General features: G+C 70.7%; 19 protein-coding genes and 8 pseudogenes. 11 read left to right on the top strand and 16 right to left on the bottom strand.

Translation table 11 applies throughout. The annotated features are described in order from the left end of the window. Positions 1–294: 294 nt before the first annotated feature. On the top strand, positions 295–1,500 hold the full coding sequence (locus ASC60_RS25880) for a globin domain-containing protein (protein WP_055554987.1): 1,206 nt from the start codon (positions 295–297) through the stop codon (positions 1,498–1,500). A 345-nt stretch (positions 1,501–1,845) separates the two neighbouring features. On the opposite strand, the gene ASC60_RS25885 is transcribed toward ASC60_RS25880, so the two are convergent. Beyond that, positions 1,846–3,561, bottom strand: a complete 1,716-nt coding sequence (locus ASC60_RS25885) for a GAF domain-containing protein (protein ID WP_055554989.1) — start codon at positions 3,559–3,561, stop codon at positions 1,846–1,848. 114 nt (positions 3,562–3,675) lie between these two features. Between ASC60_RS25885 and ASC60_RS42325 the strand changes: the two genes are divergently transcribed. Next, on the top strand, positions 3,676–3,834 hold the full coding sequence (locus ASC60_RS42325; RefSeq protein ID WP_199831062.1) for a hypothetical protein: 159 nt from the start codon (positions 3,676–3,678) through the stop codon (positions 3,832–3,834). A 191-nt stretch (positions 3,835–4,025) separates the two neighbouring features. On the opposite strand, the pseudogene ASC60_RS39735 reads toward ASC60_RS42325, so the two are convergent. The 3 pseudogenes from ASC60_RS39735 to ASC60_RS25900 all read right to left on the bottom strand — a co-directional run. Beyond that, positions 4,026–4,424 (bottom strand): annotated as a pseudogene (locus tag ASC60_RS39735) (GAF domain-containing protein); the annotation flags it as partial. Between the two features lie 17 nt (positions 4,425–4,441). Further along, a pseudogene (locus ASC60_RS42330) lies at positions 4,442–7,120 on the bottom strand (acetate--CoA ligase family protein); the annotation flags it as partial. Positions 7,121–7,337: 217 nt separating this feature from the next. Beyond that, a pseudogene (locus tag ASC60_RS25900) lies at positions 7,338–8,143 on the bottom strand (type I glyceraldehyde-3-phosphate dehydrogenase). 119 nt (positions 8,144–8,262) lie between these two features. Between ASC60_RS25900 and ppk2 the strand changes: the two are divergent. Next, complete coding sequence (ppk2, locus tag ASC60_RS25905) at positions 8,263–9,066, top strand: polyphosphate kinase 2 (RefSeq protein ID WP_055554992.1); 804 nt, start codon at positions 8,263–8,265, stop codon at positions 9,064–9,066. A gap of 17 nt (positions 9,067–9,083) precedes the next feature. On the opposite strand, the gene ASC60_RS25910 is transcribed toward ppk2, so the two are convergent. The 4 genes and pseudogenes from ASC60_RS25910 to ASC60_RS43210 all read right to left on the bottom strand — a co-directional run. Further along, positions 9,084–9,953, bottom strand: a complete 870-nt coding sequence (locus ASC60_RS25910) for a universal stress protein (protein ID WP_055554994.1) — start codon at positions 9,951–9,953, stop codon at positions 9,084–9,086. A gap of 5 nt (positions 9,954–9,958) precedes the next feature. Next, positions 9,959–10,981 carry a zinc-dependent alcohol dehydrogenase gene (locus ASC60_RS25915; RefSeq protein WP_055554996.1) on the bottom strand — a complete coding sequence of 341 codons (1,023 nt, stop codon included), beginning with the start codon at positions 10,979–10,981 and terminating at the stop codon, positions 9,959–9,961. A gap of 35 nt (positions 10,982–11,016) precedes the next feature. After that, positions 11,017–11,961 carry a universal stress protein gene (locus tag ASC60_RS25920; RefSeq protein WP_055554998.1) on the bottom strand — a complete coding sequence of 315 codons (945 nt, stop codon included), beginning with the start codon at positions 11,959–11,961 and terminating at the stop codon, positions 11,017–11,019. Positions 11,962–12,112: 151 nt separating this feature from the next. Further along, positions 12,113–12,466 (bottom strand): annotated as a pseudogene (locus tag ASC60_RS43210) (hypothetical protein); the annotation flags it as partial. Positions 12,467–12,715: 249 nt separating this feature from the next. On the opposite strand from ASC60_RS43210, the pseudogene ASC60_RS39750 reads away from it, so the two are divergent. Then, positions 12,716–12,949: pseudogene (locus ASC60_RS39750) on the top strand (SulP family inorganic anion transporter); the annotation flags it as partial. A 573-nt stretch (positions 12,950–13,522) separates the two neighbouring features. Continuing rightward, a pseudogene (locus tag ASC60_RS43215) lies at positions 13,523–13,615 on the top strand (regulator); the annotation flags it as partial. Here the strand turns inward: ASC60_RS43215 and ASC60_RS25925 are convergent. Beyond that, positions 13,616–14,308: a response regulator transcription factor gene (locus tag ASC60_RS25925; protein ID WP_055555000.1), complete on the bottom strand. Its 693-nt coding sequence runs from the start codon at positions 14,306–14,308 to the stop codon at positions 13,616–13,618. Positions 14,309–14,579: 271 nt separating this feature from the next. Between ASC60_RS25925 and ASC60_RS25930 the strand changes: the two genes are divergently transcribed. From ASC60_RS25930 to ASC60_RS25950, 4 genes and pseudogenes are all read left to right on the top strand, one after another. Beyond that, on the top strand, positions 14,580–14,978 hold the full coding sequence (locus tag ASC60_RS25930; RefSeq protein WP_055555002.1) for a hypothetical protein: 399 nt from the start codon (positions 14,580–14,582) through the stop codon (positions 14,976–14,978). Between the two features lie 144 nt (positions 14,979–15,122). Next, positions 15,123–15,800 (top strand): CBS domain-containing protein, encoded by a 678-nt coding sequence (locus ASC60_RS25935; RefSeq protein WP_063787213.1) that lies wholly within the window; start codon positions 15,123–15,125, stop codon positions 15,798–15,800. 361 nt (positions 15,801–16,161) lie between these two features. Then, positions 16,162–16,745 (top strand): annotated as a pseudogene (locus ASC60_RS44155) (iron-containing alcohol dehydrogenase); the annotation flags it as partial. Positions 16,746–16,961: 216 nt separating this feature from the next. Then, entirely contained in the window at positions 16,962–17,426 is a 465-nt protein-coding gene (locus ASC60_RS25950; RefSeq protein WP_199831051.1) for a pyridoxamine 5'-phosphate oxidase family protein, read from the top strand. 531 nt (positions 17,427–17,957) lie between these two features. Here the strand turns inward: ASC60_RS25950 and ASC60_RS25955 are convergent. Both ASC60_RS25955 and ASC60_RS25960 read right to left on the bottom strand, forming a co-directional pair. Then, a pseudogene (locus ASC60_RS25955) lies at positions 17,958–18,440 on the bottom strand (pyruvate formate-lyase 1-activating enzyme); the annotation flags it as partial. Between the two features lie 100 nt (positions 18,441–18,540). Beyond that, positions 18,541–18,981 (bottom strand): pyridoxamine 5'-phosphate oxidase family protein, encoded by a 441-nt coding sequence (locus ASC60_RS25960; RefSeq protein ID WP_055555010.1) that lies wholly within the window; start codon positions 18,979–18,981, stop codon positions 18,541–18,543. Between the two features lie 177 nt (positions 18,982–19,158). On the opposite strand from ASC60_RS25960, the gene ASC60_RS25965 reads away from it, so the two are divergent. Together ASC60_RS25965 and ASC60_RS25970 are read left to right on the top strand one after the other, a co-directional pair. Then, entirely contained in the window at positions 19,159–19,548 is a 390-nt protein-coding gene (locus tag ASC60_RS25965) for an STAS domain-containing protein (protein ID WP_055555011.1), read from the top strand. A gap of 137 nt (positions 19,549–19,685) precedes the next feature. Then, the gene (locus tag ASC60_RS25970) at positions 19,686–19,949 is read left to right on the top strand and encodes a hypothetical protein (RefSeq protein ID WP_055555013.1); all 264 of its coding nucleotides are present in this window, start codon (positions 19,686–19,688) and stop codon (positions 19,947–19,949) included. A 209-nt stretch (positions 19,950–20,158) separates the two neighbouring features. Here ASC60_RS25970 and ASC60_RS25975 read toward each other — a convergent pair whose 3' ends face one another. From ASC60_RS25975 to ASC60_RS25995, 5 genes are all read right to left on the bottom strand, one after another. Then, entirely contained in the window at positions 20,159–20,536 is a 378-nt protein-coding gene (locus ASC60_RS25975; RefSeq protein WP_234357132.1) for a nuclear transport factor 2 family protein, read from the bottom strand. Continuing rightward, entirely contained in the window at positions 20,533–21,954 is a 1,422-nt protein-coding gene (locus tag ASC60_RS25980; protein ID WP_055555015.1) for an NAD(P)/FAD-dependent oxidoreductase, read from the bottom strand. The genes ASC60_RS25975 and ASC60_RS25980 overlap by 4 nt, the downstream gene beginning before the upstream one ends. Before the next feature lie 8 nt (positions 21,955–21,962). Next, positions 21,963–22,574 (bottom strand): hypothetical protein, encoded by a 612-nt coding sequence (locus ASC60_RS43235; RefSeq protein WP_055555017.1) that lies wholly within the window; start codon positions 22,572–22,574, stop codon positions 21,963–21,965. A gap of 44 nt (positions 22,575–22,618) precedes the next feature. Then, a complete protein-coding gene (gene ubiA, locus ASC60_RS25990; protein ID WP_234357133.1) occupies positions 22,619–23,560 on the bottom strand; it encodes a 4-hydroxybenzoate octaprenyltransferase in 942 nt (313 codons plus the stop codon). Between the two features lie 227 nt (positions 23,561–23,787). Continuing rightward, positions 23,788–25,350 (bottom strand): class I adenylate-forming enzyme family protein, encoded by a 1,563-nt coding sequence (locus tag ASC60_RS25995; protein ID WP_079038623.1) that lies wholly within the window; start codon positions 25,348–25,350, stop codon positions 23,788–23,790. Positions 25,351–25,397 lie beyond the last annotated feature (47 nt).

Genomic DNA, 25,397 nt, shown 5'->3' on the forward strand with positions numbered 1-25,397 from the left:
TGCCGGCGCGCGATCCGACGTCGGGCACGGGCCACGTCCAGATGGTCGGTTGCGGCTTTCGCCCCCGGTATCAGGGGACGCGGGCGGGGCCAGGCTCACCGGGACGGTGGCATGCCGGTAGGGCCACACGGCCCCGGTTCATCCTCATTCCTGGGCCTGACCGGCCTGACCTGCGCAGCCGTTCGTCCTCGATCGCGTCGCCCGGGGCGCCGAGGGGGCCGATCGGCTGGTAAACGAATTGCAGATGCGATGCCTGAGCCGCACGCCCCGTCGTCTGCACTTCTGAGGAGACCCATGCTTTCCCTCGAGTCCGCCACCGTCGTCCGCGCCACCCTGCCCACCGTCGGCGGAGCCCTTGACGAGATCACGACTCGCTTCTACGGCACGATGTTCGCGGAACAGCCAGAACTGCTGGACGGGTTGTTCAACCGCGGCAACCAGGCCAGCGGTGAGCAACGCAAGGCGCTGGCCGGTTCCATCGCCGCCTTCGCCCGGGCGCTGCTCGCCGACCCCGACGCCCGCCCGGACGCACTGCTGTCCCGGATCGCCCACAAGCACGCGGCACTCGGCGTGACCGAGGACCAGTACACGATCGTCCACAAATATCTGTTCGGCGCCATCGCCGATGTCCTCGGAGACACGGTCACTCCGGAAGTCGCCGCCGCCTGGGACGAGGTGTACTGGCTGATGGCCGGCGCGCTCATCGCCCAGGAGGCCCGCCTGTACCAGGAGGCCGGCGTCGACCCGCGCGGCCCCTGGCGGCAGTGGGCCGTCGTCGAGCGCCGGGAGGAGACCCCCGACGTCGTGTCCTTTGTGCTGTACCCTGCCGACGACGAACCCGTACCGCCCGCCAAGGCCGGCCAGTACGTCAGTGTCCGGGTCCGCATGCCCGACGGCGTACACCAGCTGCGCCAGTACAGCCTGTCCGGCGCCCCCTGTCAGAAGATGCGCCGCATCACGGTCAAACGGGTCGCGAGCGTGGCCGAGGCCCCTGAGGGCGAGGTGTCCCATCACCTGCACCGCACCGTCCAGGCCGGCGACGAACTCACCCTGTCGGCCCCATTCGGCGACGTGGTCCTCGACGATTCCGACGCGCCGCTGGTGCTGGTGTCGGCCGGCATCGGATGCACCCCGATGGCCGGCATGCTCGAGCACCTCGCCGCCACCGGCTCCACCCGACGGGTCTGGGTCCTGCATGCCGACCGCTCCCCGGCCGACCACGCCCTGCGCGACGATGTCCGTCGTCTGGTGAGCCGGCTGCCGGACGCTCGTGCGGAGTTCTGGTACGAGCGGGACACTGACGGTGAACCCGGCGCCCGCAGCGGCCTGATGGACGTGCACGGACTGGCCCTGCCGACCGACGCCGACGTGTACCTGTGCGGCTCGCTGTCCTTCATGCGCGCGGTCCGCACCCAGCTCCTCCAGTCCGGCGTCCCCGCCCGCCGTATCCGCTACGAGGTCTTCGGCCCCGACCTCTGGCTGGCCCACGAGGAGGGCTGACACCGAGCGCCATGCCCCCGTAGGCCGAACGGCTCACCCCCGACGGCCGGTACGTCAGATCGACTGGATCGCCGGGCCGAAGGCCGGAGGCCGGGCGGCCCGTCGTCACCGATGCGGGAGTACCGCAGGCTGGGAGCCGAAGCCGGCCCGCAGCGGTCAGGCAGACTGCACCAGGCGCTGGAGTGACCGGACCTCAGGTGGGTGCTTGGACGACCCGGACGAGGGTCGCGCTCCCGTACAAGATGTTGATCCGCCTCTAAGTACGGGCCGCAAGGGTCCGCCATGCCGCGGAGCCCGGCCCGGGACGTGCTGGACGGTGCTCCGGAGTCGGACACCGGCGACTGATCATGCCGTTTGGGTGAGTGGCACGCGCCACACCAGACGGGTGCCCCCGTCCGGCGGGATCTCGACCGTCATCTCGCCGCCGAATTCCAGGGCCCGTTCCTCCAGGTTACGCAGTCCGCTGCGGCGGCCGCCTTCGGGGACGCCCACGCCGTTGTCCGCGACGGTCACGGTGAGGGTGCCGGAGGCGACCACGAGCGCGATGTCGGCCGTCGTGGCGTGGGCGTGCCGCGCCACGTTCGACAGCGCCTCGGCCAGGACGGCGGCGGCGTGGTCCGCGACCGCGGACGGTACGTCGGTGTCGACCAGGCCTTCCATACGCAGTGCCGGGGTGAAGCCCAGCGTGCCCACGGCTTCCTCGACCGCCCGCGCCGTGCGGACCCGCAGACCCTGCTCGGCCGCTCCCGTCTCCCGGATCCGCAGGCCGAAGATCGTCGACCGGATAATCTTGATCGTCTCGTCGAGGTCGTCGACGGCGCGCAACAGCCGATCACCCGCCTCCGGGTGATCGACGAAGCGGACCGCGCTCTGCAGTGTCATCCCGGTGGCGAACAGCCGCTGGATCGCCAGGTCGTGGAGGTCTCGGGCGATGCGGTCCCGGTCCTCCAGCAGCGCGAGGTGCTCGGCCGTGCGCCGCCGTTCGGCCAGTTCCATCGCCAGCGCCGCCTGTCCGGCGAAGGCCTGCAGCGGCGCCGTCTCCGCCTCGGTGAAGGCCGCCCGCCGTTCGGCGCGCGCCAGCAGCAGCACACCCCGCGCCCCGCCGCGCCCGGTGACCATGGGGACCGCCACCGCCGGCCCGAGCCCTGCCCACCGAGGCGGACCCGCGGTGACACGCACGTCGCAGCCGATGTCGACGCTGGTGATGGGCTCACCGGCCGTCGCCGCAGCTCCGACGAAAGAGCCCTGCCGGGGCAGCACCAGACCGCGGTGGATGTCGGCGTCGGTGCCCGAGGCGATCGCCACGCTCAGGCTGCCGTCCTCCTCCACCGGCAGCGCCAGGGCGCCGAGGTCCGCCGACAGGATCCGGCGCGCGTGATCGACGATCAGCTCCAGCACTCGCATCTCGTCGGCACCGGACAGCAGGCTGGCGGTGATCTCCGCGTTGGCCTCCAGCCAGCGCTGCCGGTGACGGGCCTCCTCGTAAAGCCGGGCGTTCTCGATCGCGACACCGGCCGCGACGGCCAGGGTGGACAGCACGGCCTCGTCCTCGCCGTCGAACTCCCCGCCGCCCCGCTTCTCGGTGAGGTAGATGTTCCCGAAGACCTCGTCGCGGACCCGGATCGGCACGCCGAGGAAGGTGTTCATCGGCGGGTGGTTCTTCGGGAAGCCGTACGAGGCCGGGTGGTCGGCCAGCTCGGGCAGCCGCAGCGGCTCCGGCTTCCGGATCAGTTCGCCCAGGATCCCGTGGCCGGACGGCAGCGGACCGATGGCCTCGATGTGCTCCTCACTGAGCCCCACCGGCAAGAACTGCGACAACTTCCCGTCGCCGCCGATGACCCCCAGCGCGCCGTACTCGGCGTCGACCAGTACCACGGCGGCCTCGACGATCCGCCGCAGTACCCCTGGAAGATCCAGCTCCCGACCGACCGAGAGCACCGCTTCCAGCAGGCTGTGCACCCGGTCCCGGGTGCCGCGCACCGCGTCGATCCGGACCTGCAACTCCTCCAGCAACTCGTCCAACTGCAAGCGCGGCAGCCGCTCCCCGGCACCGGCGCTCATGCCACCCCCACCCACTGGCCCCTCCTTCTGTCGCGCCTCCGCATCCGCGGATACTCAACGCGTCAACGGTAGCCGCTGGAGTCCCACCCGTTGCCGTGGTCGCGTGCCTCGACCATGCTCGCTGTCGACTTCTTCCACATCGACCGCGCCCTCACCCTGCGACGGGTGTACGTGTTCTTCGCGATCGAGATCAACACCCGCTACGTGCACATCCTGAACACCACGTCCCATCCCGACGGCCCCTGGACCACCCAGCAGGCATTCAGTTCATGATCCGGGACCGGGACGGGAAGTTCTCCGACCTCTTCGATGCCGTCCTCAAGGACGCGGGGATCGGCATCGTGCTCAGCGGCATCCAGATACCGAGGTTGAACTCGGTCACGGAGCGCTGGGCCCTTCTGCGAAGAGTTGACCACCGCCGGTCGCCGTCGGGCAGCCCGTTCGACGGCAACCGGCCAGACCAGGCCGAGGAAGCTGGTCATCGGCGGGTGCCCGGACGGGAAACCCGAAGACGAGGGATGCTGCGCCAGGTCGGCCAGACGCAACGGCTCCGGGTGGCGGATCAGCAGCCCCAGGATGCCCTCGCCGCGCGGGTAGTGACCGATCCGCGCGATGGTCTCCTCGTCGATGCCGACGGTGAGGAACTGCTTGATCGAGCCTTCCTCACCCAGCACGCCGAGCGCGCCGTACTTCGCGTCGACCAGACTGACGGCGGACTCCACGATGCGCTGCAGCACCACCTCCAGCTCCAGATCGGAACCGATCGCGAGCACCGCGTCCAGCAGTGTGTGGACGCGGTCGTGCGCCGACCGCACCTGCGCCACCTGCCGCTGCAGGCCGTCCAGTAGCTCATCCAGCCGCAACTGAGGCAAAGCCCCGGACGCCCCGGCAGGCGCACCCGCGCGTCGAGCACCGAGACCCCTTCCGCTGTGGCGAGCACGGGGTTGAAGTCGACCTCGGCAAGCTGCGGCAGGTCGGCCGCCATCCGGGACAGGCGCAGGAGCAGCTGCTCCAGGCCTTCGAGATCGGCCGGTCCGCTGCCGTGGGCTCCGAACAGCAGCGGGGCGCAGCGCGGCGCGGTGATCAGGGCGTGCACGTCGTGGACGGTGAGCGGGGCCAGGCGGGCGGCGTGGTCACCGAGGACCTCGGTCGCGGTGCCGCCGAGCCCGAACAGCACCAGCGGGCCGAAGACCTCGTCCTGGACGACGCCGGCGAACAGTTCGGTGCCACGCGGCGCGAGCGGCTGCACCACCACGCCCGTGAGCAGCCCCGCAAACCGGGTCTCGAAGTCCCGGAATGCCGCGCGGACTTGGGCATCGCCCTGGAGGTCGAGGTGCACGGCACGCTGCTCGCTCTTGTGCACCAGTCCCGGCCAGTGGGCCTTCATCACCACCCGACCGTCCGGGCCGCGCAGCCGCTGGGCGGCGAGGACGGCGTCGTCCTCGGTCTCCGCCCACGCCCACGGGATCTGCGAGATGCCGTAGCAGGCCAGCAGGTCGGCGCAGGTGCGCGGGTCGAGCCAGCCGCCATCCGGATGCCGGGTCAGGAAGGTCTCGACGACCTCTTGGGCGCGGGCCGCGTCGATGCCGTCGAGGTCGGGGACGGTCTCCACGGGCCGGGCGAGCCAGGCCTCGCGACGGGCGGCGTGGGACAGAGCCCGTGCCGCCGCCTGGGGTTCGGCGTACGACGGGATGGTGCCGCCGTCCGCGGCGGGCAGCAGCTTGACCGGCAGGTCCTGTTCGAGGCGTACGACGGCAATCGGCTTGGCCCGGTGTCCGGGGGCGTCGGTGAGGGCCCGGACGAGATCGTCGCCGGTCGCTGCGGCGACCGCGGTGGGGACGAGGACCACCAGGACGGCGTCGATGCCCGGGTGGCGCATCAGCCGGTCCAGGCAGTCCGCGAGCTGTTCCTCCCCGACGGCAGCGGTGGCGTCGACAGGGTTGCCGACCACGGCGCCCTTGGGGAACACGGCGAGCAGATCGTCGACCACCTCCGGGGTGAGCGGGGGCAGGACGAGCCCCCGCCTCCGCACAAGCGTCGGCCGCCAGCACCCCGGCGCCCCCCGTGTTGGTCACGATCGCGACGCGATTGCCGGCGGGAAGTGGCTGAGAGTACATCAGCGCGGCCGTTTCCAGGAGTTCGCCGACCGAGCGGGTGGCGGTGATGCCGGCCTGGGTGAACAGCGCCTGCCGGGTCATGGCGCGGGTGGCCGCGGCCGCGGTGTGCGAGGCGGCGGCGCGCCGGCCTGCATCGGTGCGGCCCGCGTCCACGGTCAGGACCGGCATGCGGCGGGTGACGCGGCGGGCCGTGCGGGAGAACGCCCGCGGACTGCCGAAGGACTCCAGGTGCAGCAGGGCGAGTTCGGTGCGCCCGTCGCCCTCCCACCACTGGAGCATGTCGTTGCCGCTGACGTCGTACTTGTCGCCGAGCGAGGCGAAGGACGAAACGCCGATGCCCAGCCGGGACAGACCGTCGAGCAGGGCGATGCCGACTCCGCCGGACTGCACGGAGACGCCTGCGGTGCCGGGGCGCGGGTGGTCGGCGGCGAACGTGGCATCCAGACGCAGGCCAGGTTCGGTGTTGGAGATACCGAGGCAGTTGGGGCCGACCAGCCGCATGCCGTGGGTGCGGCACGTGGCCAGCAGCGCCTGCGCCTGCTCGTTGTCGAATCCGCCGGTGACGACGAGCAGCGCCCGGACACCAGCTTTGCCGCACTCCTCTGCCGTGGCCGGGACCGCGGGGGCGGGAACGGCCACAACCACCAGGTCGGGAGTCTTGGGCAGGGCGCTGACGGACGGGTAGGACGCGCCACGCCGAGGATGTGGTTCGCGCTCGGGTTCACGGCGAACAGGCGGCGGGAGTAGCCACTGCCTTCAGGTGGTGCAGGATCGCCCGGCCGACCGAGCCGGGTTTGCGGCCGGCATCGACGACGGCAACGGCCTTCGGGCGCAGCAGCGGTTCGAGGCTGGCCACGTCGGCGGCCCGGCCGCGGGCCTCTACTGCGGACAGGTAGGCGTCGTCCTGGTCGAGCCGGATGGTGCAGCGCACCTCGGGGCCCTCGAAGTGACGGGCGGTGGTCAGGCCAAGGTCGGCGAAGAGCCGGAGAATCTCGCGGTTCTCGCTGAGCGCGTCGGCCGTGAAGGTGGTGATGCCCTCGGCGCGGGCCGCGGAGACCAGGTGCCGCCGCGGAGACCAGGTGCTCGACGAGCAGGGTGCCCACTCCGCGGTGGTGCAGCCCGTCGCAGACAGCGATGGAGATCTCGGCCGAGTCCTTCTCCCCCGCCGAGTCGTACTCGGCGATGCCGATCACCCGGCCCTGCATCTCCGCCAGCAGCGCCCGGTATCCGGGGCACTCCGGTGCGCAGGCACGGTCGGCGGCCAGGGCGCCGGAGCGCCGGCTGACTGAGAAGAACCGCAGCCGCAGGTTGTCCTGGGACATCTCCTGGTAGAGCCCCTGCAGTTGGTCGTGGTCGGCCGGGGTCACGGGACGGATGCACACGGTGGTGCCGTCCGCGAGCAAGCCGTGAACCGGGGGGTGGTAAAGCACGTCGTCCGTCATCGCGGTTCTCCTCCAAAGCTCTTGACGGTTCGAGCATCCAGCGGAGCGAAGACCGGTTCCATTGGGCCGTCCGGGGGCGAGTCCTGGGCCGGTCGGCCCCAAGTCCGTCGAGGGCTGTCGGCCCGGCCGTTCGCGTACCAACGGCCGCCCGGCCTGTCGTCCTACACGGTCGTGCCGGCCCTGACCGGGCGCTTTGGGTCGCTGTCCTCCGTATCCGTCAGTCGTCCGCGACCAAGGCGGTGAGGTCCAGGAGCCGGTTGGTGTAGCCCCACTCGTTGTCGTACCAGCCGAAGACCTTGACCAGAGTGCCGTTGGCCTGGGTCAGAGCCGGGTCGAAAACGCAGGAAGCGGGGTCACCGATGACGTCGCGCGAGACGATAGGGGCCATCGAGGCGCGCAGGATGCCGTGCAGCGGGCCGTCGGCGGCCTCGGTGAACGCGGCGTTGATCTCGTCGGCCGTGGTCTTCCGGTTCAGCACCACCGTGAGGTCGGTGAGCGAGCCGTCCTCGACCGGTACGCGGACCGCGATTCCGTCCAGGGCTCCGGCCAGCTCCGGCAGTACGAGGCCCACCGCGCGGGCGGCGCCGGTGCTGGTCGGGATGATGCTCAGGGCCGCCGAGCGGGCCCGGCGCAGGTCCTTGTGCGGGCCGTCGAGAAGGGACTGGTCGTTGGTGTAGCCGTGGACGGTAGTGAGCAGGCCGCGGTCGATACCGAAGGCTTCGTCGAGCACCTTGACCATGGGTGCAAGGCAGTTCGTAGTGCAGGAGGCGGCCGAGATGATCCGGTCGCGCTCGCGGTCGTAGGTGTCGTCGTTGACGCCCATCACGATGGTGGCGTCCACTTCCTTGCCGGGGGCCGACAGCAGCACCGTGTGGGCTCCGGCGCGAGGGTGGCAGGCGGCGCGATGTCGTTGATCGCGACCGCCCTGAGGTCCTGGGTGCCCGCTTCGACGCGGTCGAGGGCCGCACGCAGGTAGGCGCGGCCGATGCGGCCGAATCCGTTGATGCCGACACGTACGGTCATGGCGGTGAGCTCCTCTTCGGTGAGGGGTTTCGGGTGGTGGTCCGGAGTGCGCAGCTCTTCGTGGGTGAGTACCGTGGTGTCCTGGTGTTCGTCCTTGGGGAACCGAGCGGGGAGACGGCATGGCCGGCAAGGAGGCGGCGCGCCTGCCGCGCAAGGTGTACGAGACAGAACTGCTGCGTCTGCAGATCGAGTTGGTGAAACTGCAGGAGTGGGTGAAGGCGGAGGGCGTCCGGCTGGTCGTCGTCTTCGAGGGGCGGGACGCAGCGGGCAAGGGTGGCACCATCCAGCGGGTGGCGGAACATCTCAATCCCCGCGTCGCCCGGATCGTGGCCCTGCCCAAGCCGACCGAGCGTGAGCGCACCCAGTGGTACTTCCAGCGGTATGTCGAGCATCTGCCGGCCGCCGGGGAGATCGTGCTGTTCGACCGGTCCTGGTACAACCGCGCCGGCGTCGAGCATGTGATGGGCTTCTGTACGAAGGAGGAGTACCAGCTGTTCCTGCGCCAGTGCCCGATCTTCGAGCGGATGCTGGTGGAGGACGGGATCCTGGTGCGCAAGTACTGGTTCTCGGTGAGCGACACCGAACAGCAGGAACGGTTCCGGCGCCGTCTCGACGATCCGGTGCGGCGCTGGAAGCTGTCGCCGATGGACCTGGCCTCGATCACCCACTGGGAGGCGTACTCCCGGGCGAAGGACGAGATGATGGTCCACACCGACATTGGCGAGGCGCCCTGGTACGTGGTCGAGAGCGACGACAAGCGCCGCGCACGGCTGAACATGATGGCGCACCTGCTGAGCTCGGTCCCGTACCACGAGGTTTCGCCGCCGGTGCTGGAGCTTCCGCCCCGGCCGCCGTCGACCGGCTACCAGCGGCCGCCGCGCGATCTGCAGACCTACGTCCCTGACCACGCGGCGAGCCTCTGAGCAGCCGGTCACCTCTCTCACCCCCGCTGGGGTACGACGGCGACCGGGCAGGCGGAGTGGTGCAGCACCGCGTGGGCGACACGGCCGAGCTGGAGGCCGTAGTGGCCCTCGCGGCGCCGGGCTCCGACGACAAGCAGGTCGGCGTCGGCCGAGGCGTCGGGCAGGACCCGGCGGGCGTGGCCCTCAACGGTGCGCCGGTGCACCTCGACATCGGCCGGGACGTCCTGCAGAGCCGCGTCCAGTTCGTCCTTGGCCCGCTCCTCGTGCAGCCGGGCGGGTTCTCCGGCCGGCAGAGGGTCATCGGTGGTCTCGTGCGCCGGACACCGCCAAGCTCGTACGGCCTCCAGCGGCACACCACGACGTTGCGCCTCCTCGACGGCGAAGCGCACCGCCGCGCCGTCCGACGGCTTCTCGCCGATGCCCAGGACGACGGGGCGTCTCCCGGAACGGACCCGGTTGTCGTGGCTGCCGCGCAGCACGATCACCGGGCAGTGCGCGTGGCCGGCCACCGTCACGCTGACGGAGCCGAGAAGCGCCTCGGCGAAGCCGCTGCGGCCGCGCGAACCGAGGACCATGGCAGCGGCGGTGCGGCTCTCGCTTACCAGCGCGTACTCCGGCTCCTCGGGCAGCACATCGGTGGTGACCTTCGCGTCAGCCTGACGGCTGTGCGCACGTCCTGCCGCGCTCTCGACGATGTCCTCGGCCATCACCTCCTCGGACGGCTTGCCGAGATCCTGGGCGAGGGAGGTGCCTTCGTACCGTTCCCACAGCGAGGCGTACACCAGCCGCAGCGGCAGCCCACGGAGGGCGGCCTCGTCGGCCGCCCAGTCGACGGCCCGCAGGCTGGGCTCCGAACCATCCACGCCGACGACCAGGGGGAGTTCCATCGTCCTCACCTTCTTGCGCCCAGGCCGAAGACGATCCGGGCCTTGATCTCGCCGCGCAGCACGGCGTCGATGGACTCGTTCACGGACGCGAGCGGGCGGGTCTCGTAGATCACCTTCGTGCGGCCGGCGGCGTGGAGGTGGAAGACCTCGGTGAGGTCCTGTCGCGTGCCCACGATCGAGCCGATGACGGACGTGCCGTTCAGGACGGTGTCGAAGATCGGGACCTGGATCGTGCCGCGCGCGGGCAGGGCCACCATGACGAGCTTTCCGCCGCGCCGCAGACCGGAGCTGACCGCCTCGAACGCGGCCAGGTTCACTGCGAGCGCGATCGCCGCGTGGGCACCGCCGTGCTTCTTCAGCTCCTTGCCGACGTCCTGCTTGCGGGCGTCGATGACCACGTCCGCGCCGAGCTCGGTGGCGAGTTGGAGCTTGTCGTCGGTGACGTCTATCGCGGCGACGGTCGCTCCGGCGATCTTGGCGTACTGCAGGGCGAGATGACCGAGGCCGCCGACCCCCGAGATCGCGACCAGCTGCGTGGGCTTGACGTCCGCGACCTTGAGGGCCTTGTACGTCGTCACGCCGGCGCACGTGAGGGGGGCGGCCTCGCACGGGGTGACGCCCTCGGGCACCGGCTGGGCGAAGTCGGCCCAGGCCAGCATCTTCTCGGCGTACCCGCCGTCGCAGCCGTACCCGGTGTTGATCTGCTGCTCGCACAGCGTCTCCCAGCCGGACAGGCAGTGCTCGCACCGCCCGCACGCCCTGCCGAGCCACGGCACGGCGACTCGCTGACCGAGGGGCAGGTGGGTGACACCCTCGCCGAGTTCCTCGACCAGGCCGACGCCCTCGTGGCCGGGCACGAACGGCGGGGTGGGTCTGACGGGCCAGTCGCCGTGCGCGGCGTGGATGTCGGTGTGGCACAGCCCGGAGGCCTCGACGCGGATGCGGACCTGACCGGGGCCGGGTGCGGGGTCGGGGCGCTCCTCGATGACCAGGGGCTCGCCGAAGGCTCGTACGACTGCTGCCTTCATGGTCCGTTCTCTCCTCGGGGTGTTGTCGGAGTACGTCAGTCGTGGGCGACGACGGCGACGGGGGCGGTGGCGTGGTGCAGGACGGCATGGGTGACGGGGCCGATGTGGGCGCCGACCGAGGAGCGGCGAATGCGTCGGCCGACGACGACCAGGGAGGCCTCCTGGGAGGCGTCGATCAGGAGGGTGGACGGACTGCCGTAGTGGGACTGTTCGACGACCTCGACGTCGGGGAACTTCTGCCGCCAAGGGCGCAGTACCTCGGTCACGATGACGGCGTCGCCCTTCGCCATCTCCCGCTCGACCGCCGGCTCCAGGGCCATGCCGTAGGCGTAGTAGGGCGGCAGGTTCCAGCCGTGCACGACGCGCAGCGGCACTTTTCGGCGCGTGGCGGCGTCGAAGGCGAACCCGATCAGGGCCTCGTCGGGGCGGCTGACGTCGAGTCCGAGGACGACGGGGCGGAAGGGAGCTGCGGTGGAGGGGATGCCTACCGCGTCCATCGCCTGTTCGTCAGTGGCCTGTTCATCGGCGCGCACCAGGACGACGGGGCGTTCGGAGTGTGCCACGACCGCGAGTCCGACTGAACCGACCAGGAAGCCGCCAATCCCGCCCAGGCCGCGCGAGCCGAGGACGAGCAGTTCGGCGTCCTGCGCCGCGCGGGCCACGGCCTCGGCGGGCAGCCCGGTGAGCTGCTCGGTGGTCACCTCGACGCCGGGATGGCGCAGCCGCAGGCTCTCGGCGGCCTCGCGGGGGATCCTCCCCCAGCCTTCGGCCGGGGGTACCCCCATCTCGCTTCGCCCGGTCCAGTGCTGGAGGGTCTCCGCGCCGCTGTGCGTGGCGTCGGCCAGGTGCTCGGGGATCGGCTCCCAGACGTGGATGAGCTTCACCGGCAGTCCGCGCAGCTTCGCCTCGCGGGCCGCCCATTCGGCGGCGGCCCGGCTCTCGGGCGAGCCGTCGATGCCTACGGTGATGGTGCGGGGCATGTTCTCCACCTCCTGAACCGGGTCCCGGCGGGACCCGATTCCAGCGTCGTGTTCAGGGGTTACATGGGGCAGGGACCGCCGGTCCTCCAACGGGACCGACGGACCATGCGGGGGCCGGCGCGACGGGTTGTGGGACGAACGTCCGCATCGCGGCCGCGCCAATGCCGAGCAGGCCGAGCATGAACACCCAGTCCGCCCACCCGTCACCGGCCCACGAGTGGAACGTCGACTTCATCGGCCCGGAGGCGACGGAACCGAGGAAGCCCTTCGTCGGCGACCCGCCGTCGATCCAGCCCTTGCCGGACGCGGTCGCATAACCGAGGCCGAAGGTCTTGTCCAGGAACGCCCACAGGAAAACGAACCCCGTGAGCAGGCGCGGAGACGCGAGGGCGCAGGCCCGCACGGAGAGGGTGTCGGAGCCTGCCGACACGGCGATCGTGGAGCCGTTCCGGTTCCTGCGGAAGGACAGGTGGAAGCCCAGGCTCCGGTGATGGTGCTCGTGCAGGCCATGGCGCTGATCCCTTCGGGGATGTCCGATCGGTGTCCTGACACCCCTCACTCTTGCCGCGGGCGCCGCGCGCGGCCGGATGCCGAAGGGCCGCGGCCGTTGGGCTGAAGGTCCCCTTCTGCCGGGGCCCGTTGGGACGAACGCCACCGGATCGGCACGCGTCGGGCCGCGTGGACACCGCGTGGATCGCTCCCCTCAAGTGGGGGGCATGGCGCTCTGATGGATCCCGAAGGCGAAGGGCGGCTCATGACCGACGGCTCGGACGGGCACGTTCCGTGGTGGCGCCGCCCGGTGCCCGGCCTCGCCGCGCTTCTCGACCACCGGCGTACGTGGCTGAAGGGAGACCTGTTGGCCGGGATGACCATGGCGGCGTACCTCGTGCCGCTGGTCATGGCGTACTCGGGCGTGGCCGGGCTGCCGCCGGTCGCAGGACTCGCCGCCGGGGACTCGGGCCGCTACGCCGCGCTCGCGGCCACGGTCGGAGCGGCCAGAAGGCCCCTGAGCGGCCGACGGTCCCGGCGCGGCAGGCCCATCCAGCCCCATTCGCTGCCACCAGCGCGTGAACTCGGCTCCGGTCTGGGGCCGTTCGGCCTTCGGCTTTGGGGCTATCGGCCGCTTCTGTGCGAGGAGGCCGCTTTCGACAGTGGAAGGCAGGCCGGCCCTGCAGCCGCTCATCCGGACGCATCGACGATCAGCTGCGTGCCACGTCCTTCTGGCTCGTTCGAGCTGAGGCAGCTCTCCGTCCCCGGGAGCCCCGGGAGCCCCGAGGACATCCTCGCGAGTCGCGTGTCGGGGGAGGCACGACGATTGCGCCACGGCCGTCGCCCGCGCCGACACGCGGGCGGCGGCCGTCGTCGATTGCGAGAAGAGCAGCGCCCCGCCCGAGGCAGGCTTTTCACTCCCGGGACCTGGCATCCCCTGCTGGCCGGCCGGAGCAATCTCCGCCTCGGGACGGCTGGTCCGTGCTCCGGGCCGGATAGCCCCTCGCCTGCTCCCGGCCGCCGGCACAGGCTGAAAGCGCCAGTTCCCTACGCCCCGTCCGGAAGGCAGGCCATGAACACCCCCACCATGCTGCGGGCGCTGCCCATCGAGCACCGGCAGCGGCTCATGCGCCTCGCCGGGGAGGTGTCCTTCCCGCAGGGGACCTCAGCGCCCTTCCTGCCTCTGCCGGTCCTGGGCCTGGGTGGCGATGACCGCGGCTTGGATACGGCGCTCCACTCCGAGTTTGGCCAGCAGGCGGGAGATGTGGTTCTTCACCGTCTTCTCGGCGAGGTACAGCCGCTGGCCGATCTGGCGGTTGGTGAGGCCCTCGCCGATCAGGGCGAGGATCTCCCGCTCCCGCTCGGTCAGGCCCTGCAGCCCGTCCGGCGCCTCTTCCTGCTGCTGTCCGCCACGCAGCCGGGCCATCAGCTTGGTGGTGGCGCTCGGGTCCAGCAGGGACTGGCCGGCGGCGACGGTCCGTACAGCGGACACCAGGTCCGAGCCCTGGATCTGCTTGAGGACGTACCCGGATGCGCCCGCCATGATCGAGTCCAGCAGGGCCTCCTCGTCGTCGAAGGAGGTCAGCATCAGGCAGGCAAGCTCGGGCATCTTCGAGCGCAGCTCCCGGCACACGGTCACGCCGTCACCGTCGGGCAGCCGGACGTCGAGCACCGCCACCTGCGGGCGCAGTGCGGGGACACGCACCAAGGCCTGCGCCACCGTGCCGGCCTCGCCGATCACTTCGATGTCCGGCTCGTCGTTCAGGAGGTCGCGCACTCCACGCCGTACCACCTCGTGGTCGTCCAGCAGGAAGACCCGGATCGGGCTGTCGGGGCCGGGCTGCTTGCTGTCCGCCATCGCTGCTCCCTGGTTCCCTGTGTCTCGTCGATGTCCACTTGTCAACCGTATCGGTGTCCGTAGCAAGATCCTGGTCGGATCCTGGCCGAAGGGCCAGGGCCGGTCGGCCCTGTTTCCGCGGACATCCACAGCCGGGGATCACACACCCTGGGTGGCTCCCGGCAGCGGAGGAGGGCCTTTGGCCCCCCCTCCTGGGGCCTGACAGCCCTGGGCTCACGCCGGTCTTCGCAGAAGTCTGAAATCCCACCAAGCGATCGAAGGAGCGGAGCAGATGACTGCGAAGGACACCCGCGCCCAGGCCACCTCCACCGTCGCCGTACAGGTACGAGCGGAAGGGGAGGTGGCCGAAGAGGCGCTCGCGTACGTCCGGACCAAGGTCGGAACCGCCCTCAACCGGCCCGGAATTCCGGAGGTCAGCGGCGAGGTGAGGATCACCAGGGCCGCGGCACACCACGTCGAGCAGCCCTGGTCCGCCGGGGCCGAGCTCGTCGTGGGGAACACCCTTGTGGTCGTACACGCCCAGGAGGCGACCGCACATGAGCTCGCGGACCGGCTGCAGGACCGCCTTCGCAGCCGGCTGAACAGGGTCCTGCACCGCAGGGAGGCGGCTCGCAAGGCGGCCACTCCCCCACCGTGGCGCGGTGGCCCAGCCGTCAGCGGGCGGGATTAGAGTCCCTCAGCCCTCCGGGACGAGGCAGGACGGCCCTCCTTCATGTGCGGCACGGCCCTGCACGGCAGCCGGGGCGGCTGCAAGGCTGAAGCACACGGGCAGCCTGCTGCTCCCCCGCTTGCACCGGTGGAGGAGGGAAGCGTGATGAAGACGCGCACCGTCGGCGAAGTCATGACCAGCGAGGTCGTCTGTGCAAGCCGACAGACCCCATTCGACGACGTGGTGCGGTTGCTGGGCCGGCACCGGATCAGCGGGCTGCCGGTCGTCGACCACGACGACAAGGTGGTCGGGGTGGTCTCCGGCACCGATCTCACGCACGGCTCCGTGGCCACGACGGCGGAAGAACTGATGACGACACCAGCGGTCACCGTTCATCCGGAGCAACGCGTGCCGGACGCCGCACGACTGATGGAGCGTCAGAATGTTGATCGTCTGCCCGTGGTGGACGAGGAGGACCGCCTCATCGGTATCGCCACCCGCCGCGACCTGCTGCGGGTCTTCCTCCGTACGGACGAGGAGATCCGTCGCCAGGTGATCGACGAGGTCCTGGTCGGTGCACTGGGCCTGCCGGCAGGGGCGGCCGCCGTATCCGTCCGCGACGGCATGGTCCTGCTGGAGGGACGCCTCCGCCACCGCGGTGACGTCCCAGTGGCGGTCCGGTTGACCTGGCGGGTGGAGGGCGTCATCGGTGTGGTCAACAGGCTCGGGTTCGACGTGGACGACTGTTCCAACGGCTCAGCCGGCCCGCCCGAGGCGGTACCGGTCAGCCCCCGGAAGGGACCATCGGCACCTGGGAGCACGGGCCAGGCAGGACGAGAGTGAAGGTGCGAGCGGCACCGGTCCCCCGCGGTGCCGCTCCCGTCCGCACGCCGCCGGTCCTCTGGCGGCTCTCGTCAACGGAGGCGCATGCCATGTCCCGTCAGGACGCCGGAACCGACGCAACGGTCACCGCCGACGCGCCGTCCGAGATCGCCATCGCCGTGGACCGGCTGGTCACGAACGGGCTGAAGGCGCTCGCCGACTACGACGCCCTCACCCAGGAACAGGTCGACCACATCGTCAAGAAGGCCTCGGTCGCCGCCCTGGACCAGCACACCGCGCTGGCTCGCCTCGCCGTCGACGAGACTGGGCGAGGCGTCTTCGAGGACAAAGCAGCCAAGAACATGTTCGCGCGCGAACACGTCACGCACAGCGGGTCAGCGCGCGCCGCAACAACCTGCAGTGGTTCAAGGTGCCGCCGGAGATCTACTTCGAGCCGCAGTCCATCCGCTACCTGGCCTCGATGCCGGACGTCCACCGGGTCACGATCGTCACCGACGCGACTATGACCCGCCTCGGCTTCGTCGACCGCGTCAGCCGCGTTCTGCAACGGCGCCACGAGCCGGTCACTCTCCAGATCATCGACAATGTCGAGCCGGAGCCGAGCATCGACTCCGTCCAGCGCGGTGCCCAGCTCATGCGGGAACGCGCGCCCTCGGCCTGCCTGCCTCGACCTCACAGGAGGGCGTGGAGTCGCTGGCCACCGCGGTGGAGCGGCTGCGCGACGCCGTGGGCATCGAGCCGTCGTTCCAGGCCCTGGGTATCGACCAGCGGTCCTTCCTCGACGCTCTGCCCCGGCAGGCCCTGAACGCCTTCGAGGACCAGTGGGCGCCCGCCAACCCGCGGATGCCCGTGCTCGACGACATGGAGGAGATCATGCGCACCGCCTACTTCTGGGGTGCACAGGGCCGGCCGGAAGCAGACAAGGGCCGAACGGCCCTGGTGTGAGGAGCCCCGGCGCCGTTCCAATGATCTGATCGTGCCTGGCTGTGGCATCCGCCTCGGCGGATGCCACAGCCAGGCGACCAACCCACGTGCCGAAAGGACGGCGCACATGCCGTACCGACGTTCCGGTCGTCATCACAGCGACGGGTCACGTCACAGCCTCCGCGCGTCGGCCGGAGACATACAGCAGTGAGCAACGAATCCGTACGGAAACCCTCCATGCCCATCGACAACACCCAGACCCTGCCCGCCGGGCCGCGCACGAGCATTGAGCTGGACGGCGACGAAGCCCTGCGACTGCTGGGCAGTGTGTCCTTCGGAAGGATCGCCTTCACTCGTCACGCGCTGCCGACAGTCCGACCGGTAAACCATGTCCTGGACAACGGGGACATCGTGATCCGCACGCACGAGGGCGCGGCACTGACCTCGCATGCCCGGCATGCCGCCGGCCCGGGTGTGGTCGTCGCCTACGAGGCCGACGCCATCGACCCCGACACGCACCTCGGCTGGAGCGTAGAGGTCACCGGTTACGCCCACCTGGTGACCGATCCGGATGAACTGGCCCGCTACCAGGCGCTGCTCAGCCCCTGGGTGAACCAGACCATGGACTACGCGGTGCGCATCCGCCCGGACCTGATCACCGGCATTCGGCTCACCGCCGCCGACGAGCCCGGCAAAGCCTGATCACGGTCCAGGAGACCCGTCTCGTCCCTCTGTGCCGTCCCGGCTTCACGCTCGCCCCGCCCGACAACGTTGCCCATGCCAGGGCGGCACCTCCTGACGGGGCGCTACCTATCACGGCGTCGTGCGGAGCCGCCAAGTTGAGGCCGAGCACGACTTCACGGAACGGACCGCGAGCAGGGCGGGGAGGGGCTCTTCGGGAACACCCTCGGCAGTGATCCGCCGGCCCGGGTGGTGGCGCGCGATCCTCGCTTCGGCCCCGCGCACCCTGTGGTCGGCCGGGCGGCTCTGCGCATCCAGGTTCAAGGACGGCTTGGGTGCCGCGCCCAGAGGCGCGTTCATGAACGGCGGCCGTCGAAGGGCGTGGACCAGGCGCAGAGGGACGTCGCGGAGCGGGGCTTCCCGGGCCGCCCATTCAGCGGCGGGACTTACGCCGGCGCAGAGATCGGCACGGTTGGGCGGCCGCACGATTCGGCGGTGGGCCGTTGCATGCGGGAGTTGCACCCGTCCACGCCCGACCCCGAGCAGCCCGGCTCACAGCGCCCGCAGCCCGTGCTCCCGGAATTGTTCCCGCACCCGTTCCGTCAGATCCGGAGCCGGGACGGGGGTATCGCGCCGGGGGAAGTCGATGCCGAGGGCGTCGTACTTGTGGGCGCCGAGCTTGTGGAACGGCAGGACGTCCACCCGGTCGACGTTGCCCAGCCCGGCCAGGAAGGCGCCGAGGCCGTCCACGGCGGACGGGTCGTCGGTCCAGCCGGGGACGAGGACGTAGCGGATGTGGACGGGGACGCCCAGGCGGTCGAGGCGGGTGGCAAAGCTGAGGGTCGGGGCAAGCCGGCCGCCGGTCAGCTTGCGGTAGGCGGGGACATCGAAGGACTTGATGTCCAGCAGCACCAGGTCAGTGTCGGCGAGGAGTCCGTCGGAGGCACGGGCGCCCAGGAAGCCGGAGGTATCCAGCGCCGTGTGCAGTCCGGCCTCCTTGCAGCGGTGCAGCACCGAGCCGGTGAAGGCGGGCTGACCACCACCCGGAGCAGGGCCTGCGAGAACCCGTTGCCGCGCCGGCCGGCCCCTTCACCCTGGGGCCGATCGGCCCTGGCTTGACAGCCGGCACCGGCGCTCAGGCGGAGAGGTGCAAGCCGTACATCGTGCGACCGAGGACGAGTTCACGTCCCGTGACCAGTTCCGGCTCAATACGTACGAAGACCTCTTGGGATGAGGGAACCCAGGAGTCCGGACCGAACCGATCCAGGCGATCCAGCTCGGCCGTGTCGGTCACGACAACGGCCCGACCGGTGACGACGACGCTCCAGCCCGAGCACGCGACCGCATCGACCGCGTCCCCCTCGAAGGCGACGACCGCGCCGTCGACCGCACGGGCCAGCTCCGAGCTCGCAGAGGTGCGCAGCAACACCGCCCCGTCACTGTCCAGTACGAAGGTGACCGGCACGACCGCGGGCAGGGCCTGGCGCGTGAAGACGATCCGGCCGACGGGCACCGTGGCCAGCAGGCCCAGACACTCCTGACGGCCGAGTTCGCGGAAACCATCGTTGGAGTACATGAGTCAGTCCGTCTTTCGCCCGGAGGAAGGATTACGTTCCATACTGAGCGCGACGGCAGCCGGGCGTGAGGGACCACCGGCCCAGCCCCCACCGGAGAACGGCCCGGGGAAGCGTGGCGGCCAAGGGGGGCCGACCGGCCCTTCCGACACGCACATCGGCCCAGCTTTCCTCTGACCATGGCCGAAACTTTCATCCAGTCCGCGACCCGCCATACCGAACGTGCCGTCGGCGGGACCACCGTCGTGGAGCTGCGCGGCGAGATCGACATCCTCACGGCACCAGCTCTGATGGAGCGCCTCGACGTCCTGACAGCCGTCGTCCACCCCGACCTCGTGGTGGATCTTCGCACCCTGTCCTTCATCGACTGCGCCGGGCTGGCGCTGATGTGCCGGGCGCGGAACCGGGTCATGGCACGGCACGGTCGGCTGCGGCTGGTCACAGACGATGGACGCTTCTTGCGGATACTGCGCGGCGCCGGGCTGGACGGCGTGTTCGAGATCTACGACCGCCTGCCCGAAGCCCTCGCTGCCGCCCGAGTCAGGCGCCTCCCCATCGATGCGGGCTGACGAACTCTGCAGGCCATCACAGGAACACCGCACAACGCCAGGCCGTCCTGTCACTCAACGTCGCACACCTGCTCCGGTGCACTTCGCGGACTGGCCGGGCCCTCCGGGCCGTACCCGAGGCGAATCAGCATCTGCGCATGCCCAGTGAGGTATGGTGCTGGATTCAGCTCGCGGCGCAGGTCGGCCCACTCCATCGGCTGGTGCAGCAGGGAACCGCGCACACCCTGCGCGAATTCGAGCAGTTCTCTAACAGACACCGACCACACCAGCGCATCGCGAACGCCAGGCCGCTGCACCCCCTGCTCCCGCCGATCGACGGTCCCGACGCGTTAGCCCGCCTCGACATACGTCGGCACGATCGCCTCGGCGGCATCCTCCACGAATATCAACATGCGGCGTGACCGGCACGGATGAGGTTTCCGGCAAGGGGAATCTGCTGATGCGCCGGGAGAGGTGAGGCAGGGCATCAGCCGAGGCCGGGCCCGCCGCGGAGCACCGCGGCGGGCCGGATCCGTCACTCCGGGCGGCGCGGCGGGACGTGTGGCAACCGCGGCCCGACCCTTCTCGGCAGCTACCGGCGCATCGGCGAAGGCCCGTATGCCGGATCTGGTCAGCCCGGCGGACGGGTGTACCGGTTGCGCAGGTTCGTGATCAACCCATCGGTGTCGACGGTCGCGTGCTCGACCCCGGCCGCGGTCATCAGGCTGCCGTCGGCCCGGCGCGCCGCGACGACCCAGTGCGACTCGATCGTGCCGTCGTCGAGAATCGTGGTTGTCCAGTAGTGCTTGCTCTCGGCCACGGCCGCCACGAACACCCGGTAGAACTCCATGATGGCGGGCATGCCGGTCACCGGCTCGTCGCGCAGCCTCACGGTGGCGTCCGGCGCGAAGATCGTGGGGAGCTCCGCCAGCGCCGAGGGGTCCCGCACGGCGCGGTCGGCGAGCTCCATGTAGCGGTCGAGTGCCGTGTGCGTCATCTGGCCCGTCACGTCGTCTCCGTCATCGTGTACTCCTGCCGGATCCGCTCCTCCGGCACACCGTTGACCCGCGCCGCGCGAAGCACCAACTCCGGTGCCATCAGCGACGCCGGATGGGCGGTCATGAACCCCACCGCCCGCAGGGCCGTGCCGACCTGCTCGTCCCGGCCCGCTGCCTCCCGCACCTGTCGCAGGGCCCACGCCTGCCGCCGCCCCTGATCGGTGGCCGGTGGCTTTGCCAGGCCCAGCCGGATGGCGTCGCCGGCCGTGGACGTCTGCCACGCGGCTTCGACGACGACCTTTTCCAGCTCGAGGAAGTGCCGGGCCGGGGCGTCCAGGTCGGGGCCGGAGCGCAGGTACTCCGACAGGCAGGAGGCGTGGAGCGCGGCCGAGGACATACCTTGCCCGTACAGGGGGTTGAACGAGGCGACGGCGTCGCCGAGGACCGCCAGGCGGGCGGGGAAGCGGTCGAGCGCCTCGAAGTGGCGCCACCTGCTGTCGGGGTGGCGGTACGGGACGACCTCGCCGACGATTTCGCCCTTGACGGCTTCCTGGAAGATCGGTGGCAGCTCACGGCACCGGGCGACGAACTCGTCGGCCGTGCGGCCCTCGGCGGCGTTGCCGAAGTGGGCGAGCATCACCACCCACTGCTGGTTCTCGATCGGGTTGACCGCCGCTCCGGCGATGTCCTTCGGGAAGTGCGGGCTGTAGCGGGAGATGCCGCTGAGGGGGCCGTCCCAGTCGGCCGAGCGCGTGAAGCGGGCAGACAGGTAGCGGATGTCGGCCTGGAGCCGTTGCGTCTCCGGTCGGGGCCAGCCGCCCTGCTCCAGCCAGTCACTCAGCCTGCTGCCGCGGCCGGAGGCGTCGACGACGAAGTCGGCTGGGACGACGACGTGGTCGCCGCCGACCGCGTAGCGCACCGACTCGACGGCGCCGCGCGCGTACCGCAGCCCAATGACGCGTCCACTCACCAGCTCGACGTTGGGCAGTGCGAGCGTGCGCCGACGGATCAGCGACTCCAGGAAGGGGCGACTGCTCCCCACGAACCGCGCGTTGGGCGTGGCGATCTGCTCGACGTCGTCGAGGTAGGTGGCGGTGCGCTCCGGACCGCACGAGACAGCACCCCCGGCGAGGGCCTGTGCCACGACACCGGGGAAGAAGCGTTCGAGCTGCGCGCGTCCGCCGGGCAGCAGGAGGTGCACCTGGGAGCCCTGCGGGACGCCGGGACGAGCCGCGCCGCTGAGCGCGGCTTCCGGCTGGTCGGGCTCGATGATCACGACACGGTTGGCGTGATCCGCGAGCACGCGGGCCGCGACCAGGCCGGCGACGCCGCCGCCGAGCACGCAGGCGGTGCCGAGACGAACCTCGGTGCGGACCGGCGGAACGGTGGTGGTGAGCCGCTCGAAGACCGCGGCGGGAGAGTTCGGCATGGGATCCCTCATCCGTCGTGGACGACCTCTCGTTCGAGGAGACTCGGCAGGAAAGCCTCCCGCACGAGACTGACGGGCACGGTTCCACGGCACAGCAGTGCGGTGACGGTCAGCACGGGAGCGTCGGCGTCGCAGGGCGGTCGCACGGCGGGTTCGAGGCGGATCGGTTCGGACGTGACCATCACGCGCCGCACTCCACCGCCCGCGGCCAGCACGGGCCCCAGCGGTGCGTTGGTGGTGCTGAGCACGGCGCGCTCCTCCGGGCTTATGCGGTCGAGCGCCACGACGGCGCTCGCGGTGACGACCTTTTCGGTCCCGGCGCGCAGGTGAACGGTGCGGAACTGCACACGGGCACCCGCCGAGAGCCGCATCAGTTCGGCCACCCGCTCCGGCGGCAAGAAGGGGTCTCCCTCCGCCTGCGCCGAACCCCCGCCGAATGTCCGCTCGGCCGGCGGGACGAGTAATTGGCCATCCGCGCGGTGGCGGATCTCCGCGGTGACCGGAGCACCGCACCACTCCTCCAGCACCTCGGTGGCCAAACTCGCCGGCTCCCGCAGGAGCGCCATGAACTGGGCCAGGCTGCGCGACTCCGTGCGCACGGACCAGGGGCCTGCGTACATGTGTTTCCTCCGCCGTCACTCCGGTGCGACCGCGTGGCCGCGCCTCAAAAGATGCTCCCCGCAACGATGGCGACGAGCACGAGCCACCCGAAGAAACGATTTGCCATGAACTTTTCCCGGCAGTCGGCAGGGTTGTCGATGTCCACCGTCACCACCTGCCAGAGCAGGTGCGCCACGCCCGGCAGAAACAGCGCGTAGAACGTCCAGTGCAGACCGGCGACGGCTCCGGCGGCCACGATCCCGACCACGGTCGCCCCGTAAAACCCGGCGACCCAGGGCCGGGTCGCCCTGCCGAGGCGCAGCGCGAGGGACTTCACCCCCACCTGCACGTCGTCCGCCTTGTCCTGGTGGGCGTAGATCGTGTCGTACCCCAGCGTCCAGAAGACACCGGCGACGAAGAGCAGGAGCGCGGGAGTCCCGATCCTCCCGGCCACCGCGAGCCAACCCGCGAGGATGTAGCAGCCGAAGACCATCCCCAGCCAGGCCTGCGGCCAGTAGGTGATCCGCTTCATGAACGGGTACGCGACCACCAGCGGATAGGAGGCGGCCACGAACACCGCCGCCGGAACGCTGGCCACAGCCAGCACAAGCAGCCCCGCCACCGCCTGCACCACGGCGAAGACAAGCGCTCCCGTGACCGTGACCGTACCGGCCGCGAGCGGCCTCGCGACGGTACGTGCCACCCGGGCGTCGATCTTGCGGTCGGCAAGGTCGTTGACGACGCAGCCGAAGCCGCGCACCAGCACCCCACCGACCGTGAACAGCAGTACCTGGCGCCAGTCGGGCAGCCCGGCCGAGGCGAGCGCGATCCCCCACAGGCCGGGGAGGAGGTACAGCCAACTGCCTATGGGCGCGTGCATACGCGCCAGTTGCAGATAGGGGAGGACGGCCTTCGGCGCACGCGGCACGACCGACGCCGCGATGCTCGGCACGACAAACCGGTATCGCGTGCTCACCTGCGAGGGTTGGGCGGAAATATCGATCACCTGACCGTGCGAGGACTATTTTCGTGACTCTCGCAGAAAGCCCACCGCGGCTGAACACGGTTTCCCCGTGATCTTGGACACGTTTGTTCGCGCCGCGCCGATCTCGTCCCGTTAACCACAATGTGTCGGCCTTGGTGACTTCCTGATGGTCCGTCGATTCATCGGCGGCACAGTAAGCCGTTGCGTAAACGCCGCCTTGTCCTCACGGTGTTTGCCGAACCGAGTGTTCACGTTCGAGGCACATTCGACGCCGGATAGTGACGATGGGGCTGGACGAACTCGTCGCCCTGTGCGCGGAGTACCCTGCGCAGCACTTTGCCATTGCCGTTGCGGGGCAGTGCGTCCAGCCATACGACGTCCTGCGGAACCTTGTACCAGGACAGGGTGGATCGGGCGCGCTCGACCAACTCGGCGGCGAGCGCGTCGTCACCCCGCGCCGGCCCTTCGCCGGGCGAGCCGGGTGCCGCGGCGGCGACGACGTAGGCGCGCAGGCTCGTGTCCCCGGCCGGGCGCCGCACGGAGCTGACCGCCGCCTCCAGCACGCGCGGGTGGCTCTCCAGCAGGCGTTCGACCTCGCTCGGCACCACGTTCTGTCCGCCGATCACCTCGACGTCGTCGAGCCGGCCGTGCGCGTGCACGACACCGTTCTCGTCGATGGAGGCGAGGTCGCCGGTCGGCCACCACACGTCGGTCAGGATGTCGGGGCCGAGGCTGCCGCGGGCGACGCCGCGGGTGGCGACGGGGACGCGGATGTGCAGCTCGCCCCTGCCGCCCGTGGGCAGCTCCTGTCCGTCGGCGTCGACGACACGCACCGGCCTGCCGGGCAAGGGCGGACCGACCGCCGACGGCACGTCGTAGACCGCGGGCGGGCCGACGGCGACGCCACCGGCTTCCGTCGTGCCGTAGGTATTGAGCAGCCGGGGGCCCATGATCGGGACCAGCTGCTCGCGCAGTCGCGCGGTGAGCACTTCCCCGGCGCAGAAGGCCTGACTGACGTTGCCCAGTACCTCGGCATGGCCGGGTTCGAGCAGCAGCCGCGCCAGGAAGCTCGGCTGCGCGAACAGGACGGTGACGTTGTGGCGGCGCATGAGCTCGACCGCGGCGGCCGGGGTCGCGCGGGGCCGCGACAGCACGGCCACCTGCCCGGTTTCGAGGGTGGTGAACACCGACGCGCTCAGCCCGCCCACGAAGTACATGCGCGACACCGAGAGCCCGACGGTGCCGGGTCCGCTCACCAGGCCAGGCGCGCGTGGGGCGCCGAGGTCGCGATGGCGGAAGAAGCACAACTTCGGCGCCCCGGTGGTGCCGGAGGTGAACACGGCCAGCGCGGCGGCGTCCCCGCCCGTGGCGAACACCTCCTCCGGCTCTGCCGCCACGAGCGGACCGACCTCGCTGGTGGGAGCCGGCCCGCTGTCCCCGAGCCACCCGGCGGTCTCCGGGTCGACCACGACAAGCGCCGGTTCAGCCGTGACCACGTCGCGCGTCAGATCCTCCCGGCTCATCTGGACGTTCACCGGCACCGCGACGAGACCCGCCTGCCACGCGCCGAGCAGACACCACACCATCTCGACACTGTCGGGCAAGGCGAGCAGCACCCGGTCACCGGTGCGCAGACCGTGCGACCGGTATCCGGCCGCCACCCTCGCCGCACCGTCGAACACCTCCGCGAAGGTCCACGCCCGGCCGTCGGCATGGAACGCGGTCCGTTCGCTCCACCCCTTCTCGCGCACATGCTTCGCCCAACGGCGCGTCAAGTTCTCGGGTATGTCCACCCGATGCTCCTGTCTCATCCGGGAAACGTCGCCCCATTATGGCTGGCGCGAATTGGCCGGTCTCC

It is taken from the genome of Streptomyces sp. NBRC 110028 (genome assembly GCF_001417735.1).
GTDB lineage: Bacteria > Actinomycetota > Actinomycetes > Streptomycetales > Streptomycetaceae > Streptomyces.

Coding starts and splice junctions, on each gene's coding strand:
- ASC60_RS42325 (WP_199831062.1), top strand. CDS start 3,676: ATGCTCGCTGTCGACTTCTTCCACATCGACCGCGCCCTCACCCTGCGA.
- ASC60_RS25930 (WP_055555002.1), top strand. CDS start 14,580: ATGACTGCGAAGGACACCCGCGCCCAGGCCACCTCCACCGTCGCCGTA.
- ASC60_RS25935 (WP_063787213.1), top strand. CDS start 15,123: ATGAAGACGCGCACCGTCGGCGAAGTCATGACCAGCGAGGTCGTCTGT.
- ASC60_RS25980 (WP_055555015.1), bottom strand. CDS start 21,954: ATGCCGAACTCTCCCGCCGCGGTCTTCGAGCGGCTCACCACCACCGTT.
- ASC60_RS25970 (WP_055555013.1), top strand. CDS start 19,686: ATGCCCAGTGAGGTATGGTGCTGGATTCAGCTCGCGGCGCAGGTCGGC.
- ppk2 (WP_055554992.1), top strand. CDS start 8,263: ATGGCCGGCAAGGAGGCGGCGCGCCTGCCGCGCAAGGTGTACGAGACA.
- ASC60_RS25880 (WP_055554987.1), top strand. CDS start 295: ATGCTTTCCCTCGAGTCCGCCACCGTCGTCCGCGCCACCCTGCCCACC.
- ASC60_RS25965 (WP_055555011.1), top strand. CDS start 19,159: ATGGCCGAAACTTTCATCCAGTCCGCGACCCGCCATACCGAACGTGCC.
- ASC60_RS25960 (WP_055555010.1), bottom strand. CDS start 18,981: ATGTACTCCAACGATGGTTTCCGCGAACTCGGCCGTCAGGAGTGTCTG.
- ASC60_RS25950 (WP_199831051.1), top strand. CDS start 16,962: ATGCCCATCGACAACACCCAGACCCTGCCCGCCGGGCCGCGCACGAGC.
- ASC60_RS25920 (WP_055554998.1), bottom strand. CDS start 11,961: ATGCCCCGCACCATCACCGTAGGCATCGACGGCTCGCCCGAGAGCCGG.
- ASC60_RS25925 (WP_055555000.1), bottom strand. CDS start 14,308: ATGGCGGACAGCAAGCAGCCCGGCCCCGACAGCCCGATCCGGGTCTTC.
- ASC60_RS25915 (WP_055554996.1), bottom strand. CDS start 10,981: ATGAAGGCAGCAGTCGTACGAGCCTTCGGCGAGCCCCTGGTCATCGAG.
- ASC60_RS25995 (WP_079038623.1), bottom strand. CDS start 25,350: ATGAGACAGGAGCATCGGGTGGACATACCCGAGAACTTGACGCGCCGT.
- ASC60_RS43235 (WP_055555017.1), bottom strand. CDS start 22,574: ATGTACGCAGGCCCCTGGTCCGTGCGCACGGAGTCGCGCAGCCTGGCC.
- ASC60_RS25910 (WP_055554994.1), bottom strand. CDS start 9,953: ATGGAACTCCCCCTGGTCGTCGGCGTGGATGGTTCGGAGCCCAGCCTG.
- ASC60_RS25885 (WP_055554989.1), bottom strand. CDS start 3,561: ATGAGCGCCGGTGCCGGGGAGCGGCTGCCGCGCTTGCAGTTGGACGAG.